The 16483-nt window shown below is 35.4% G+C and carries 16 protein-coding genes; 12 read left to right on the forward strand and 4 right to left on the reverse strand.

Annotation, left to right across the window (positions count from 1 at the left end; all coding sequences use genetic code 11):
• Positions 1–35 precede the first annotated feature (35 nt).
• Both AACU98_RS14300 and yqfB read left to right on the forward strand, forming a co-directional pair.
• Positions 36–899, forward strand: coding sequence for a methylated-DNA--[protein]-cysteine S-methyltransferase (locus AACU98_RS14300; RefSeq protein ID WP_004242916.1), 864 nt, complete (start codon positions 36–38; stop codon positions 897–899).
• A 44-nt stretch (positions 900–943) separates the two neighbouring features.
• Positions 944–1273 carry a N(4)-acetylcytidine aminohydrolase gene (yqfB, locus tag AACU98_RS14305; RefSeq protein WP_036894919.1) on the forward strand — a complete coding sequence of 110 codons (330 nt, stop codon included), beginning with the start codon at positions 944–946 and terminating at the stop codon, positions 1271–1273.
• 94 nt (positions 1274–1367) lie between these two features.
• Here yqfB and AACU98_RS14310 read toward each other — a convergent pair whose 3' ends face one another.
• On the reverse strand, positions 1368–3110 hold the full coding sequence (locus tag AACU98_RS14310; protein WP_161734968.1) for an ABC-F family ATP-binding cassette domain-containing protein: 1743 nt from the start codon (positions 3108–3110) through the stop codon (positions 1368–1370).
• A gap of 472 nt (positions 3111–3582) precedes the next feature.
• Between AACU98_RS14310 and ddlA the strand changes: the two genes are divergently transcribed.
• The 6 genes from ddlA (at position 3583) to AACU98_RS14340 (ending at position 8884) form a co-directional block, all read left to right on the forward strand.
• The gene (gene ddlA, locus AACU98_RS14315) at positions 3583–4683 is read left to right on the forward strand and encodes a D-alanine--D-alanine ligase (protein WP_004242920.1); all 1101 of its coding nucleotides are present in this window, start codon (positions 3583–3585) and stop codon (positions 4681–4683) included.
• Between the two features lie 35 nt (positions 4684–4718).
• Entirely contained in the window at positions 4719–5102 is a 384-nt protein-coding gene (locus tag AACU98_RS14320) for a VOC family protein (protein WP_049217932.1), read from the forward strand.
• A gap of 257 nt (positions 5103–5359) precedes the next feature.
• Positions 5360–5737 carry a lysozyme inhibitor LprI family protein gene (locus tag AACU98_RS14325; RefSeq protein ID WP_223231925.1) on the forward strand — a complete coding sequence of 126 codons (378 nt, stop codon included), beginning with the start codon at positions 5360–5362 and terminating at the stop codon, positions 5735–5737.
• 189 nt (positions 5738–5926) lie between these two features.
• Positions 5927–6448 carry a carbapenem self-resistance protein CarG family protein gene (locus AACU98_RS14330; protein ID WP_161734971.1) on the forward strand — a complete coding sequence of 174 codons (522 nt, stop codon included), beginning with the start codon at positions 5927–5929 and terminating at the stop codon, positions 6446–6448.
• Positions 6449–6664: 216 nt separating this feature from the next.
• On the forward strand, positions 6665–7465 hold the full coding sequence (locus AACU98_RS14335) for a MetQ/NlpA family ABC transporter substrate-binding protein (protein ID WP_004248058.1): 801 nt from the start codon (positions 6665–6667) through the stop codon (positions 7463–7465).
• Between the two features lie 135 nt (positions 7466–7600).
• Positions 7601–8884: a cystathionine gamma-synthase family protein gene (locus tag AACU98_RS14340; protein ID WP_004248059.1), complete on the forward strand. Its 1284-nt coding sequence runs from the start codon at positions 7601–7603 to the stop codon at positions 8882–8884.
• A gap of 69 nt (positions 8885–8953) precedes the next feature.
• Here AACU98_RS14340 and AACU98_RS14345 read toward each other — a convergent pair whose 3' ends face one another.
• Positions 8954–9499 carry a GNAT family N-acetyltransferase gene (locus AACU98_RS14345; RefSeq protein WP_004242934.1) on the reverse strand — a complete coding sequence of 182 codons (546 nt, stop codon included), beginning with the start codon at positions 9497–9499 and terminating at the stop codon, positions 8954–8956.
• A gap of 196 nt (positions 9500–9695) precedes the next feature.
• Here AACU98_RS14345 and AACU98_RS14350 point away from each other — a divergent pair, with 196 nt between their 5' ends.
• Complete coding sequence (locus AACU98_RS14350) at positions 9696–10541, forward strand: helix-turn-helix domain-containing protein (RefSeq protein WP_004248060.1); 846 nt, start codon at positions 9696–9698, stop codon at positions 10539–10541.
• A gap of 6 nt (positions 10542–10547) precedes the next feature.
• On the opposite strand, the gene ydeE is transcribed toward AACU98_RS14350, so the two are convergent.
• A complete protein-coding gene (gene ydeE, locus AACU98_RS14355) occupies positions 10548–11732 on the reverse strand; it encodes an efflux MFS transporter YdeE (RefSeq protein ID WP_004242937.1) in 1185 nt (394 codons plus the stop codon).
• A 262-nt stretch (positions 11733–11994) separates the two neighbouring features.
• On the opposite strand from ydeE, the gene accA reads away from it, so the two are divergent.
• Together accA and AACU98_RS14365 are read left to right on the forward strand one after the other, a co-directional pair.
• Entirely contained in the window at positions 11995–12957 is a 963-nt protein-coding gene (gene accA / locus AACU98_RS14360) for an acetyl-CoA carboxylase carboxyl transferase subunit alpha (protein ID WP_017827718.1), read from the forward strand.
• Positions 12958–13029: 72 nt separating this feature from the next.
• Entirely contained in the window at positions 13030–13917 is an 888-nt protein-coding gene (locus AACU98_RS14365; protein ID WP_004242940.1) for a LysR family transcriptional regulator, read from the forward strand.
• Positions 13918–13920: 3 nt separating this feature from the next.
• Here AACU98_RS14365 and AACU98_RS14370 read toward each other — a convergent pair whose 3' ends face one another.
• Positions 13921–15423 carry an MFS transporter gene (locus AACU98_RS14370; protein WP_012367924.1) on the reverse strand — a complete coding sequence of 501 codons (1503 nt, stop codon included), beginning with the start codon at positions 15421–15423 and terminating at the stop codon, positions 13921–13923.
• A 154-nt stretch (positions 15424–15577) separates the two neighbouring features.
• Between AACU98_RS14370 and AACU98_RS14375 the strand changes: the two genes are divergently transcribed.
• Positions 15578–16174 (forward strand): TetR/AcrR family transcriptional regulator, encoded by a 597-nt coding sequence (locus tag AACU98_RS14375; protein ID WP_012367925.1) that lies wholly within the window; start codon positions 15578–15580, stop codon positions 16172–16174.
• Positions 16175–16483 lie beyond the last annotated feature (309 nt).

The following is a 16483-nucleotide window of genomic DNA, read 5'->3' on the forward strand; positions in this document are numbered from 1 at the left end:
GACTTCATCCAGCATACATAAATGTAGGAACTAAAATGGAAAAGAGACATTATCAACTTATTGAACAAGCCTGCCGTTTTATTGAAGAAAATCAGGGTGATGTTTCTCTTGCCGACATCGCCGCACATATTCAATCCAGCCCATATTATTTCCATCGACGATTTAAATCTATAATGGGAATTACACCTAAAGAGTATGCGAATGCTTATCGGCACAAACTAATTAAGAAAGCATTAGCTGGCGATAAAACAATTACAGATGCGATATATCAATCAGGCTTTAATGCGAATAGCCGATTTTATGAAAATGCGACAGCCATATTAGGTATGACGCCAACCCATTGGCGCAATGGTGGACAAAATATCGTGATTTTTTTTGCTGTAGGGATCTGCTCATTAGGCCATATCCTTGTAGCTCAAAGTGAAAAGGGCATTTGTGCGATAACACTTGGCGATGATCCTGCGTGTTTATTAGAAGAATTACAAAAACAATTTCCTCAAGCTGAACTTGTTGGTGCAAACCAAGAGTTTGAAAAATTGGTTGCCCAAGTCATTGGTTTTGTTGAACTGCCAACACAACCTTTGGCATTACCACTTGATATTCAAGGAACAGTATTTCAACAAAAAGTTTGGCGGGCATTATTAGATATTCCTTTTGGTTGTACCATGACATATCAAGAAATTGCTCAAAAAATTGGTTCGCCAAAATCTTATCGAGCAGTGGCGAATGCCTGTGCATCAAATAAACTAGCAGTGGCGATCCCTTGCCATCGAGTTATCAGACAAAATGGTGAAATATCTGGATATCGTTGGGGGATTGAGCGCAAAGAAAAATTATTACAAAGAGAAAAATCCCTTCATCATCAGCATGATAGATTGGCTATTAGCAAGAGCGATTAACCGTTATAATAAACATAATATCAATTTATAACAGATGAAATAAAATGGCATCAACAGCGATTGTACCAACAGATATTACATTTTTTGAGCGTTTAATCCCTTCAATTTTAGCCGGTATTAAAGTGATCACAATTAGGGATGAAGCAGAAAGCCACTATAAACCAAACACTATTGTTGATTTATTATCTAATGAACATGGCACTTATTATGGAAAGTTACAAATTATTTCTGTATCACCCTTAAATTTTAATGAGATAAATGAATTTCATGCTCAACAAGAGGGTATGAGTTTGCCTGCTTTAAAGGCCTTAATTAAAGACATTTATCCTACAACGGAAAATCTTTATTTAATAGAATATAAATTAATACAATAAGTAGTTCTCTCTTATTAGTTAATACCAATAAAAGCGGAGGGGTTCCTCCGCTTTGTATTATAACTTAAAATCAATAGGTTAATCGTTAGAAAAATTAAGCTAAATCAAGTTGCTGCTTTAAGATCTCTATTTCTGCTTGCCATTGAGCCTGTAACATAGGCTTTTGATGAGCAGATTTTCTTGCTAAATCAGCATTCAATTTATCTTCAAGTGCTATCAATTTCATTAGCAATTCATCTTCATTATGATGTTTTACTATTTCAACAGATGGAGCATGATGGCCATTTTGCTCATTAGAGACCGATGACATATCTTGTTGAGAAATAAGCTGATAAATTGTTTCAATATCATGATGTTCGCTAAGAACACCATTGTGAATATACCAAAAACGATTACAGCTTTTCTCTATCAATTCTCTATCATGGCTGACGAGTAAAATTCCCCCTGAAAATTGTTGAATTTGCTCAGCTAATGCCTGTTTACCTTCCATATCAAGATGGTTTGTTGGTTCATCTAGCATTAATAATGAATATTTTGCCAAACTGAGACCAATAAAAAGTAAACGAGCTCGTTCACCACCACTTAATGACTTTACTTGCTGATTATGGCGAGAATAAACAAAACCTGCATTTATTAATGCCATTTTCCTTTGCTCATCTAATAGCGGTGCAAAGGGCTTTAGTGCATCGGCAAGGGTATCATTATCATTAAGTTGTGCGAGACTTTGATCGTAATAACCTAACTCAACTCTGGGATGCAGCCTGATCACATTTTCTGTTGATGTGGTTGAACCATGAAATGATGACCAAATCATTTTTAATAATGATGACTTACCTGTCCCATTAGCACCAACAATAGCGACTCGATCACCACTTTTGATCCGTTGATTATCGATGGTATATAAAATCGGTGCATCTGGCGCAGGGATCACTGAAAGCTGATGCAGCTCAAGCAATCTATCTGCCCGTAATATTGTTCCTGATAACTGTAACGTCCATTGATTGCCTTCTGTTACATCGACTTGTTCGTCTTTTAAACGAACAATTTGTTTTTCCATTTGTTTGGCTTTACGTGACAAACTTTCGTTATCATACACTTTTCCCCAGATGGCCAATTGCTTCGCACTTTGTGCAATACGATCTATCTCTTTTTGTTGTGCATCACAACGATGTTGCGCACTGATATCTTGTGCTTCTTGCTCTTGTCTTGCCTGAGAGCAGGGCAAGCGAAAAACAGATAGGGTTTTATCACGAATGATCCACGTACAATTGGTCACTTTATCTAACAACCTATTGTCATGTGAAACAAGAATAAAACTTCCTCGCCACTGTGTTAAAAATGTTTCTAACCACAAGATAGTCGGTAGATCTAAGTGGTTACTTGGCTCATCTAATAGCAGTAAGTCTGGTTGCAAAATCAATGCTCTCGCAAGTAATAAACGAGTATGTTGACCACCACTTAATTGTGAGACTAATAGATTGATTTCATTGGTTTTAAATCCCATTTCACTTAATAACAATTCACTACGCCAACTTTCAGATATGCGTAGCTCTTCAGGTAATTTATGAAGAACCGCATCAATGAGACGCATTGACTGTAGCTCACTTGGTAACTGTTGTTCGACATAAGCCATAATGACTTGATTGGCGATAGTAATAGAGCCATCTGTTGGTATTAATTGGTGTGATAAAAGTTTTAATAGTGTACTTTTTCCACAACCGTTGTAGCCAATTAAACCAATTTTCTCACCTTTAGTGAGGGCCAAAGAAATATTACTCAGCAATATACCGTGATTATTATGAAAAGAGAGGTTTTGTGTAGATAATAATGTGCTCATAGCTTACTCATTTTTTAAGCATAAAAATGCTTTGGGTAATATCACGCGATAACCCAGTAAGCTGAGGAGAGGTAATAGTTAACGTCGCTCAGGCAGGTTAACGCAGTAAAGAACTGTGAAAGCCTGAGCTATGGCGATTACCAAAGAAGTGTGAGTATTCAACAAGATCACACAACAACATAATTAGCCTCCTTTTAAAATTTATCAGTTAATCGGTAAAGTGAGTTTAGCAAGACAGGTTTCTTGATTGCAAGAATGTAATGATGAGAAACCGTGTCTTTTTGTGTGAAAGAGGAGGGAATAGGCGTTGCTGAATTAATATCAAAAATAGTTATTTTTTGCACACTAAATCATAGAATTTCATCATTTTATCGTAAATTTTCCTAGATAAGAACTATCTCCCTACATTGCGTGTTTTTATCATGATATATTGCTATTTATTCGCTATAGCTGTCCTATAAAAGGTTAGAAAATGAGTAAATTAAGAGTCGCTATTATTTTTGGTGGAAAATCAACCGAGCACCAAGTTTCATTACAATCAGCAAAAAATATTATCAATGAATTAGATCGAACGAAATTCGACCTTTGTTTAATTGGGATTAATGAACAAGGGCAATGGCATGAATATGCCGAAGACAATTATTTAATTAATAGCGATAACCCCTCAACTATCTCATTAAGCCAACCTTTGCGTCCAGTGGCTATTATTCCTGGTAGTACCCGTCAGCAATTTATCTCTTTAACTGATGGGCAACCTCTTGCACAAATAGATGTTGTATTTCCTATTGTGCATGGTGCTTATGGTGAAGATGGCACCCTACAAGGACTATTACATATGATTGATATGCCATATGTAGGCCCTAATATCATGAGTTCTGCCGCATGTATGGATAAAGATATCACTAAGCGCTTACTGGATGATGCAGGATTAGCGGTTGCACCATTTATTACACTGATGGCTCACCAATTAAATGATATTTCCTATAATGAAGTTGTTGAACAATTAGGGCTCCCTTTATTTATTAAACCAGCAAATTTAGGTTCTTCTGTTGGTATCAGCAAAGTCAATAATGAAGCCGAGTTTAATGCTGCATTATCCATGGCATTTGAATATGACCTTAAAGTGATTATCGAAAGTGCTATTGTTGGCCGTGAAATAGAGTGTGCCGTTTTAGGTAATGAAGAGCCTGAAGTTAGCCCTTGTGGTGAAATTGTTTTAAATGATGCTTTTTATGCTTATAACACAAAATACATTGATGATGATGGTGCAAAAGTAGTAGTACCTGCTGATTTAGATAATGCGATTAGCTTACATATTCGCCAAACGGCATTGAAAGCTTACCAAGTTTTAAACTGTTTAGGTATGTCACGCGTTGATGTATTCTTAACCGAAGATAATCAAGTTATTATCAACGAAATTAATACCTTACCAGGTTTCACTAATATCAGTATGTATCCTAAACTGTGGCAAAGTACGGGATTAGATTATCAATCACTCATCACGAAATTAATTGAATTAGCGCTAGAACATCATAAAAAAACAGCCGTATTAAAAACTAAGTGTGAGCTTTAATCACAATAATACTCTAATAGCGAAGTGAGGTTCAGATGAAAATTACACACCTTGATCATTTAGTATTAACAGTGGCTGATATCGAGGCGAGTTGTCATTTTTATCATAATGTATTAGGTTTTGAGATAATTACCTTTAAACAAGGGCGTAAAGCCCTTGCTTTTGGTCATCAAAAAATCAATCTTCATCAGCTAGGAAAAGAGTTTTTGCCTAAAGCTGCTAAAACAACGGCAGGCTCTGCGGATTTATGTTTTATTACTGAAACGCCATTGTTAGACGTGATAGAGCATATAAACCAGCAGGGTATCAATATAGAAGAGGGTCCTGTACCAAGAACAGGGGCTACAGGGCCTATTATGTCAGTTTACTTACGTGATCCAGATAATAACTTATTGGAAATTGCTAATATTATTGAATAGATTAACCACATATTCTAAATAAAATATAATAATATTTAGCTAAAAAGCTATAAGTGTTCTTTTTAGCTTAAAGATTTTAAATTATTTATATTAAAAAAATGAACCCTCCAAATATGATAGTAATAAATAGACCTATTTGTGGCTATTTTCGCCTGATTAAAATAAAAATTAATAGATATAATTTAATGATATAGCCTTTCTTATTATAATAATGTTAGCATTATTCAATTATTTTTCAGGTAACAATGGATGGTATGATGAAAAAAGTTATTTTTGTAAGTGCAATATCAGGGGGGATCTTATTTTGGTCAATACATTTACAAGCGGATAATTTTGATTGTCGTAATGCGGAAACACAAACAGAAATTAACCAATGTGCATACCAAGATTTTCAACAAAAAGATGAAGAGCTGTCACAAATTTATCAACAATATTATGCGAAATTAGAAACTAAACGACAACAACAGTTACAGCATGCACAGTCAGTTTGGATGACATTTCGTGACCTCTCATGTCAATATGAGGCGGACTATTACCAAGGTGGCAGTTTGGCTCCGATGGTTTACAGTAGCTGCTTAAAAGATAAAACCATAGAAAGAATTAATGATCTGAAAAACTATATTGCCTTATATTAAGACTAAAGAACTTCTTATCTTGAAAATAGGCTACTCATTTTAAAAGTATTGTTTTTTATCAAAATCTATCGTTTTTAGTTATATAAAATTATTATTTTTGTATTATTTTGAAACATTAAATAACTTGACTAATCCCACCTGTAAAGTACTCTAAATTATAAAGTAGCAATTAAAAATAGAAGATATGATATGAATATAATGACGAAATTAGGCGCAGCAGTATTGCTTACATCCTTATCCACTATTGCTATTTCTGCAGATATAAAACTAACATACGGTATTAATTTGATTGATTTTAACGGTGATGGTGTAAAAGATATTGTCGTTAAATCTAAGCGTATATTAAATGATGCATCATCAATTAATATGGTCACGGTTTATATAAAAGATGCAGATGAACAAGTTTATATTGTACCTTCAATTTATGATAATGCTCTTAGCTTATTTGATAATAAAGCTGAAAACAGCGATGTTAAAATCTCTAATTTCAAATTTATAGAGAAAAAAAATCAAGTGATCTTAGTGAGCGGTGAGAAAATAGGTAATGATATGTTACAATCAACGCCTATACGTTTTTCAAGTTACACTATCACGAAACAAGATAAACAATATAAATGGGCATTTTCTGCATATTGCGTAACCAATTCTACTTATCTTAATGTTGATGATGCTTTTGTTGATCCCTGCATAAATAAATTAATTCGAGATTGATACACGCGTAGGTTGTAAATGCGTTGACTTTATTGAATTATTTTTCTTTTTAATATCAACCAATTACCTTATTTCCTCTCATATACCTCTCTTTATATAGTACGATCACTTGTATCATTTAGCATTCCTTGTTATTAATCTACACTTAGGATATTTCTTAATCATCAATATGCTGATAATTTTGTGTTTGTCATGTTCCGTTTTTAAGAGGGAGTTATGAAGGAAATTATTACAGGTTTGCTTCTAGCCTCAATAAGCTTATTTTCTGTCTCTTGTTCGCAAGAAGATACAGATGTCGTCAAAGTAGCAATCAATACTGGACCAGACCAAGTCATTTGGGATGAAGTGATCCGTTTAGCTAAACTTACCGAAGGATTAAATGTTGAAGTTATTGCATTTAACGACTATGAACGTCCTAATAAAGCCCTAGAAAATAGAGAAGTAGACGTAAATGTATTTCAATCTATTCCTTATTTACAATCAGAGATAAAAGCCCACAATTACAAATTTCATATTGCCAGCAAAACGTACATTTTCCCGTTAGCCGCGTATTCAAAGAAAATAAGCGATATTAGCGAACTCGAATATGGTGATGTGGTTGCCATTCCTAATGAAGCAAGTATGAAAGGGCGAGCTTTATTATTACTTGCAGAAAATCACCTCATTTCTTTAAAAGAGGGAGTTGGTTTTTTACCTTCCGTTGAAGACATTATTGATAATCCTAATGCCTTGATATTTCATGAAGTTGAAACTCCCATGTTAGTTGAAGCCCTTGATGATCCTGAGGTTACGATGGCGGTTATCAACAATAATTTTTCCTCTCAAATTGGCTTACTTGCTACCCGCGACGGTTTAATTATGGAGAATAAACATTCGCCTTATGCCAATGTTGTTGTTACTCGTATAGATAATATGAATGATGAAAAAATAAAGAAATTAATTACTGTTTTACATTCAAGACAAGTCGAATTAAAGGTGCAAGAAATGTATAAAGGGGACGCGGTTAAGGCGTGGTAGAACATATTTCAGGTTAAAAAACAAACAGTTCAATATAACTATGAGTTTCTATACCTAATAAAACAATCTAACAATATGAAGTTTTTTCAGTATGATGATAGAAACTTTATAATTCATAAATAGTAGAAATAAAAAATGTCTAGTTCTCAACTGAAAAAACAATATATTGGCGAACATCAATTATCTCCAGAAACGTTAATGATGAGCTATGGATACGATCCATTGTTATCGGAAGGCTCTGTCAAACCTCCTGTATTTTTAACATCGACATTTATTTTTAAAAGTGCAGAAGAAGGGAAAAATTTTTTTGATACGGTAAGTGGAAGAAAACCCCTTCCTGAAGGAGAAAAAGCGGGTTTAGTCTATTCTCGTTTTAACCAACCTAATAGTGAGATCGTTGAGGATAGATTAGCAGTTTATGAAAACACAGCATCATGTGTCCTCTTTTCATCGGGAATGTCAGCTATTACAACGACATTAATGGCTTTTACACAACCTGGCGATGTTATTTTACATTCTCAACCACTTTATGGTGGAACAGAAACATTAATAGCCAAAACATTCGCTAAGTTCGGTATTCAAGCAACACCATTTACAGATGGTTTAAATTTAGCACATATCCAATCGCAAGCTGAAATGGCTAGCCAAAAAGGGAGAGTTGCGGTGATATTTGCCGAAACTCCCGCCAATCCAACTAATTCACTGGTTGATATTCAAGCGTTAAAAATCGTTGCGGATAAATTAGAAACAAGCCAAGGCTATCGACCTATTATTATTTGCGATAACACCTTATTAGGACCTGTTTATCAACATCCTATAGAGCAAGGCGCTGATATTTCACTCTATTCATTAACAAAATATGTGGGTGGACATTCTGATTTAGTCGCCGGTGCTGCAATGGGATCACGCGAGCTTATTAATCAAGTTCGCCTATTAAGAGGTGCAATAGGGACACAACTTGATGCGCATTCTTGCTGGATGTTAGGCCGCTCTTTAGAAACATTGCAAATTCGCATGGAAAAAGCCAATCAAAATGCGCTATTAGTTGCACAATTTCTACGTGACCATGAAAAAGTGAAAGTGATCCACTATTTACCTTTTGTAGATGAAAATAGTATTGAAGGTCAAGTATTTGCTAGACAATGCACAGGCGCAGGATCAACATTCTCCTTTGATATTGTTGGTGGTGAAGCAGAAGCTTTTCGTTTTCTCAATGCGATGAAAATATTTAAATTAGCGGTGAGTTTGGGAGGAACCGAGTCATTGGCATGTCATCCTGGCTCTACCACACATTCAGGTGTTCCTATGGAATTACGCCACAATATAGGTATTCAAGAAACAACCATTCGTTTATCTATTGGTATTGAAAATCCTTATGATCTTATTGCTGACTTATCTCAAGCATTAGATCATGTTTAATGGATAAACAATAGCAAAACAACGGATTATAAGATTTATAATCCGTTGTTTTTTTTGCTTTGCTGTTTTTTATTGTTGTTTTTGCCATTCACTTTTGGTTAAACGACAAATAACTTCTGTTCTTATTTCGTCTAAATACTCCACATACTGATCTTTAATTATGTGATGATATTTAAATCCACACTTTTCTTGTACTCGCTTCGAGTTTACATTGTCTGCAAAATAACCACACCATAGATTATCTAATTGTAGAGTCTCAAAGCTATGACAAATAAGCGCTTTCACTGCTTCAGGAATAAGTCCTTTCCCCCAAAAAGGAGTACCAATCCAATAAGAAATTTCGGCATCATTATCCCCTATAGGGAAATTGCTCTCATGGCAAAAAGATAAGCCAATTAAACCAATCGCTTTATCATCATCGAGCAATGTGACAGCATAAACTTCATCACGCATAAATATAGTCTGGATAATTTCGGTACTTTCAGCAACACTTTTATGTGCTGGCCAGCCAGCGATAGGGCCTACTCGCTTATCCCTCGCATAATAATAGAGGCTCTCTGCATCTGATATTCGCCATGGACGTAATAATAATCGTTCTGTTTGTAATTTTTTCATACAATTTAGCTCTGTTATAACGTATGTTTCATTATGTTAGGATGATCGTATTTTAAAGAGAGCCAATATAAAACTGAATGGATTAATTAAGGTGTTATCGGTACTTTTGACAACTAAATCCATTAATGCTCTTGTGATTAACATTGAGATCATTAAAAATAAAAACAGTAGCAATATGCAATAGAGTGAATAATTTATGTTTAGTCAATCATTATTAAAGTTAAATATCCCTTCGGAGTATGCCGTTATTGGTGAAAGCGATATGCATAATGAATTAGGCTATCCATTAGCATTATCTTATGTTGTGGTTATTATTTGTTTAGATGGCAGGGCTGTTATTAATATAGATTTTCAAACAAAAACCATTAAAGCGAATGATATAGTGATACTCGGTGATGATAGAATGGTCACATTGCAACGTAAATCAGCTAATTTTCGTATTTTTTATTGTTTTCTTAAGAAATCTTTTGCCTCTGAGATCGCTTATGCACTTTCAAATAGTTTGTTTACATTTTTGCATGAAAACCCCATTTGTCGCCCTTCAACGGCTCACTTAAACGCCATAAACAATTGGGTGGAACAATTAAAATATATAGATAAAAGTTATACTGATCATAGAAAGTTAATGTTGAGAGGGCAGTTACAAAATCTTTTTTTTGCGATAACAGAATTAATACCATCTCATTATTCCTTATCTAAAAAAGAATTCAGCCGTAAAGAGCACTTATGTTGGCAATTTTGGGAGTTAGTTATAAAACATAGCCACCAGCACAGAGACGTTGCCTATTATGCAAATCGCCTTAGCATCACACCGTTTTATCTATCACAGCTCACTAAACAATATTTTAATGATGTTCCTAAGACGCTGATTAATAGGCAAGTAATTCTTAAAATAAAAGCGTTATTGACGCACACTACGCTATCAGTAAATGAGATCGCCATAAAACTCCATTTTGACGATCCCTCATATCTATGCCGTTATTTTAAGCGCGAGACTGATTGTTCCTTATCTGGATATCGCCAACAATATCAACGGCAATAAAATATATTAAGCAGCTATTCTTTTTTCACTGTAGTTCATACCTTGCAGCATACAAAGCCAAGCTAGTACTGCGATCCCCATTAAAATAGCGAATAACGAAATAGGGGGCAAGGTTGTCAGGATATAACCACTAGCAAGTGGATTTAATGCAGCACCTAACCAACCTAAAGATTGTGCAGAGAAATAACTTGCTTTCATTCCTAACGGCGCAATATTATCGATCATCATATACTCACCAGGTGCATAAATCAGTTCACCAAAGGTAAATATTGCTATCGCCATTGCCCAGAAAATTAAATTATCACCCGCCAGCATAAAGCCCGCTAATCCTAAGATAAAAAAGAGTGTGCCTAAGGTCATTAATTTACGTAGTCTTTCAGCAACCACTTGTTTACCGACGATATATTGTAATGAGACGACAATGGCCGCATTGACGGGGAGGATCACCGCAATAGCAGATTCAGCCAATTTAGCATCATAAACAACTAAAAGGTATTGCGAAATACACGAAGCAAATGTACCAAAAGTTAATGTGCCAAAAAAAGTTGAAAGCACAAACCAGCCTAATGCTTTATCTTTTAGCATTATTTTCGGATCCCACTTTACACTATTTTCTTCTGTGGAATGGTCTACCACTGAACGTTGCACAAAACATTGGATCATAAATAAAGGAATACTGGCGGATATTGCCGCTAACCAAAAAGGTAATTGAGTACCATACATTAATAATAATGTGCCAATAGGTGGGCCAACCGTCCATCCGATATTAATAAAAGTATAGTTTAGTGAAAATATTTTAGGCTTTGCTGATATTGATAAAGTTTCAGAAAAATAAGCTTTCAATACCGTAGAAAAGACTAAATAGGAACAGTTAATAATTGAGAAAAAGATAACCACTAAAATAGTACTATTGACCATTGGGATAGCAGAAAATGCGATAATAAAGGTAATAATAGAAAAAACCATATAACGTTTTTTTTCAAATTTATCTGCCAGCATACCAAAGGCAAGGCTAAATACTATCCCCGTAGTCAGTGAAATAGACATTGCGATACCAATATCATCAACAGGCAATTTATATTGTCGTGATAAGTATATCGCCATAAAAGGCAGTGTTGCACCTCTTCCTATAGTCAGAATAAGTGATGAAAAGAGTAGTGCAGTTGTAGAACGAGATTTTTTTGAGAACATATTATCATTTTAATTATTTGTATTAATGGATTATTGTTGTGTTTGGTAATTTTCTGGTGAAAACTGTCCAGCTGTATATTTATACATAACTTATAAATAACTGTATAGAGATAAAAGCTAGAAAATAAATTTTTTTAACCACTACCTATTTTATTATCCCATTTTTGATAACACTGTTTATCAAAAATATCTCTATAACAATAAGTTAGTTTTCTCTAGACTAGATAGTTTGATATAACCCGATTTAGCTAAGAGGCAAATTATGTCTATTATTCATCTTGAATTTGAAAAGCCTATTGTTGAATTAGACGAGAAAATAGATGCATTACTTGCATTCAAACAGTCTCAAGATGAAACAACGGCAGTTGATATAGACGAAGAAATCGCCAAACTTCGCCAAAAAAGCCTTTCATTAACACGCTCTATATTTTCTGATTTAGGGGATTGGGAGATAGTACAGTTAGCACGTCATCCTATGCGCCCTTATACATTAGATTATATCAAAGCTATTTTTACTGATTTCCAAGAGTTGGCCGGCGATCGTGCTTATGCTGATGATAAAGCGATTGTTGCAGGGTTAGCGCGTTTAGATAGAAAACCAGTGATGATTATCGGTCAACAAAAAGGGCGAGACACTAAAGAGAAAGTAAAAAGAAACTTTGGTATGCCATCACCAGAAGGTTATCGGAAAGCATTACGTCTGATGAAAATGGCTGAACGCTTCCATTTACCAGTGATTATTTTTATTGACTCCGCGGGTGCTTATCCGGGGGTTGGTGCTGAAGAGCGGGGGCAATCAGAAGCCATAGCACGAAATATTCTTGAAATGTCCCGATTAAAAACACCGATAATTTGTACAATAACAGGGGAAGGTTTTTCTGGTGGTGCATTAGCAATAGGTGTGGGGGATCGAGTAAATATGTTGCAATATAGTACTTATGCTGCCATATCGCCCGAAGGCTGTGCCTCTATTTTATGGAAAAATGCTGATAAAGCACCTATTGCCGCCCAAACCATGGGAATGACGGCACCTAAATTACAGGCATTGGGTATTATAGACTCAATTATTCCTGAACCATTGGGAGGCGCACATCGCCACTACCAGCAAGCGGCTGAATTTGTAAAAAAACAGCTTCTCGCAGATTTAACAGAATTGAATAGTTATTCTAAAGAAAAACTGCTTGAAAAACGTTATCAAAAATTAATGTCCTATGGTTATTGTTAATTCTTTTCAAGTGAGAGAGCAATCAATGTTACACTGCCTATATTCAATACTCCCCATATAGGCAGTATTTTTATGTCAATTGACCTTAATTTATTACGTATTTTTTCTGCGGTTGCAGAGCAAGCACAGTTTGCCAGTGCTGCACGATCGCTTTCTATGCCAACATCTAATGTCAGCAGGGCAATAAAACAGCTAGAACAACAGCTTAACTGCCGATTAATTGATAGAACCACGCGAAAAATGCGTTTAACTGAGCAAGGGAAAATCTTGTATCAGCAAGCCAAAAAGACCTTATATGAATTAGATAATGTTGTAGAACATATAACGAGTGATGGCCCATTAACAGGAACCTTTAGACTTACGATACCCAGTGAATATGGTAGTGAGTTACTTGCCGATATTTTAGCGGATTTTGCTGCACTTCATCCTAACTTAACCATTCAATGTGATACGCAGCTAATGCCAAGAAATGTTATAGAAGATGATATTGATTTACTTCTAACATTTCATCGTGGCCAATTAGCCGATAGTAGCTACCATTCACGTCTCATAAAGTCGTGGCGTAGTATTGTTGTTGCCTCAGAGAGCTTATTAGCAAAAACGGGTATCCCTACAGATATTGAACAACTAAGCCAATTACCTTGTATTTCCAGTTTAAGTGCATTAGAAGGGCAACCGTGGATCTTTATTGATAAAGAGCAGAACCCTGTAAAAGTGACAATTAATAGCTGTTATCGTGTAAATAGTGCTATCTTAGCCAAAGCTGCCGTATTAAAAGGTTTAGGTTTTGCTATTTTAGCTGAACATTGTTGCCTTGATGCGATAAAGGCAGGCAAATTGCGAGCTATTTCTTTTCCTCAACAGCCCGCATCAATTAGTTTAGTCGCGATATATGCAAGTCGTCGTTCGCTTTCACGTAATATTGAACATTTTCTTGCATTTTTAACTCAGCGTTTATAATAATTAATCCGCTATCTGCTGAGAAAGTGCACCTTGTTTCTCTTTGCAAGGAAAAAGCATAATAAACAGAGTAATAAAACAGGAAAGTCCTGCGGTTAGCATGGCATAGGCAAATCCTGAATTAAATGCTTCAGGTAATAGGGCAACCAACTGATTATCTAGGGAAGCGGTTTTATTTTCTGTTACTAACGTAATAATATTAATCGGTTCTGCCACTATTCCTAATGCTTGACTTTGTATCATCATATAATTAATTGCTTGCTGTATCATTAATGTACCTAATAACGCAATTCCCATTGTCATACCGGTTTGTCTTAATGCATTCATGGTTGCAGACGCCATGCCCGAGCGGGACGGTGCTACACTTTTCATCACTAAAACCCCTATTGCGGGTGTCGCTAATCCCATTCCTGCACCTAAGATAAATAAATAGCTTCCTGTTATTGTGTAAGAGCTATTTGTTGCTAATGTTGCCAATAAACAAGAAGATATTGCAATCAACAAAAAGCCAAAGATCATTAATTTTCTGACAGATATATAACGAGAGAACCGTCCAAATAACATAGAAAAAAGAGCCATGGCGATAAACTCAGGAGCCATTCTTAAACCTGTTTCTAATGCACTCCAGCCTTGTGCTTTTTGTAGGAAAAAAGCGATAAAAAAGACATTACTATAAGTGGCAAATCCCAAAGTAAAAGAGGAAAGGTTATATTGGAAAAACGAGCGATCTTTAAATAACGATAGCGGTAATAACGGGCGTTCAATACGTTTTTCGACTATAACAAACAGGGTAATAAAAATCAGACCGACAATTAATGCGAATACAGTACGATAATCAGACCAACCTACAGAGCCAGCTTCAATAAAACCATAGGTTAGTAAACCTAATCCCAAGATACTGGTTAATTGTCCTAGGGGATCTAACGCAACATCCTCAGGATCGGCACTTTCACTTAATCCATACCAGCCTAGTAATACTGTAATAGCACCAATAGGAATATTAATAAGAAATATACTTGCCCAACCACTGGCATGAACTAATGCACCACCAAGGATAGGGCCAATAATCAGTGATAATGCACTAACCGAAGACCAAATACCAATAATACGGATACGTTCAATATCAACAGGAAAGGCATGTGTAATAAGTGATAATGCGCCAGGAATAAGGGCTGCAGCTGCAATACCTTGAATAATACGCCCAAGGATTAATATTTCATGTTGTTGTGCAATAGCACAGATAAGGGAGCCTAGAGTGAAAATAATCACCCCCCAGAGCCACACTTTTTTTCGTCCGAAACGATCACTTAATGGCCCGGAAGACAAAATACAAGCTGATAGACATAGTGCATAAGCATCCACAATCCACTGTAATGTAGCCATATTGGCATTAATATCATTCTGAATAGTAGGTAGAGCAACATTGACGATACTAATATCAAGAGTGGCCATAAATGTGCCTAAACAGATAGCACAAATAAGTGACAACCGTTTTGTATAACTCATAAGTTTTATTACCTTTATGGTGAAATAATAGTAGTATCATAATATCCGACTGACCGTCGGTCAATCAATTGATGATAATAAGTTTCATTTACGGTTATTGTGGCTATTCTCAATATGGAGTACCCTTTAACAGCCACTTAGAGGGAGATGAGCAATGTCATTAGAAGAAAAAAATATCGATAAACCAAGAACAAAGCCAGCCGAAGTTCGTTTAGAAGAGTTAATGAACGCCGCAGAAACACTATTTCTTGAAAAAGGATTTGATGCCACAACCGTCAGCGATATTGTAAAACAAGCGGGGGTCGCTAAAGGAACGTATTATCACTATTTTACGGCAAAAACAGATATTCTCGACGCACTGCGAACTCGATATATGGATTGGTATATTGATAAAGTTGAGCAAGCAATGGCAAGCTGCCAAATTCAAGATTTTCGCGCTAAATTAAAACAGTGGTGTGAAACTAGCGTTATTGCTTATGTTGAAAAACAAGAATTACACGATATGCTTTTTCATCAAGTCTTTCATCAAAGCGGTAATATTCATGAAAATAGAGCGCTACAGCAGTTACAAAAGATATTAATGGGGGGGACAGAGAATAAAACGTGGCAAGTCCTACAGCCTGAATTAACCTGCACGCTTATTTATCATGGTATGCATGCTGCCGTTGATAATTTAGAACACAGTACGGAATACACATCACAAACATTAGGTGCGCTATTATATCGACAATTTACACAATTATTAAGTTAACCAGACTATTAAATAATGAATATTCGGGTTGTTGATATAAAATAAGCGTGACACTGTCACAAAAAAGAAAATTGGGCGCGATTAACAACCGAAATCATTTGTGGTGTTTCTAATATTGTTGCATCACTTTTATACGGTTGTCTGTTTCTTAGCAACATAACCATAAGGTAGGACTTCAAAAGAGCAACATGATAATTTCATCAAAAATGAAAGGGGATTATGATTGACTCGTGGTTGGTAACATACAACAACAGAATGTTAAATTTCAAACAAAAAAACATGTATTAATCTTTATATATTTAAATACCA

Origin of the sequence: Proteus sp. G4380 (assembly GCF_963885725.1) — a bacterium.
In the GTDB taxonomy this organism is placed as follows: domain Bacteria; phylum Pseudomonadota; class Gammaproteobacteria; order Enterobacterales; family Enterobacteriaceae; genus Proteus; species Proteus mirabilis.